Raw genomic sequence first — 266 nt, forward strand, 5'->3', positions numbered from 1 at the left:
GTGTCTTCGGGCCTTCTGCTTCTTTACGGCATCGGCACGATGGCCGGCCCGCTCGTCGCCTCCGGCACGATGGAAACCTTCGGGCCGGAAGGGCTCTTCGTCACCACGGCCGTCGCCCATTTCGCCATGGCGATCTTTTCCGTCTACCGCACGACGCGCCGTGCCCCGCCGCCGCAACACGAGCGCGAGACCTTCTCCGCCGTGCCGAGCCCGCGCATGCTGACGCCGCAGACGGCGGTCTTGCAGCCAGATCCCGAAGAGCTGCC

The 266-nt window shown here is 68.4% G+C and carries 1 pseudogene; it reads left to right on the forward strand.

Going from position 1 to position 266, the window contains the following annotated elements:
- Positions 1-39: 39 nt before the first annotated feature.
- Positions 40-266: pseudogene (locus CH341_RS32715) on the forward strand (MFS transporter); the annotation flags it as partial.

This window comes from Rhodoplanes roseus (assembly GCF_003258865.1).
GTDB classification, from domain to species: domain Bacteria; phylum Pseudomonadota; class Alphaproteobacteria; order Rhizobiales; family Xanthobacteraceae; genus Rhodoplanes; species Rhodoplanes roseus.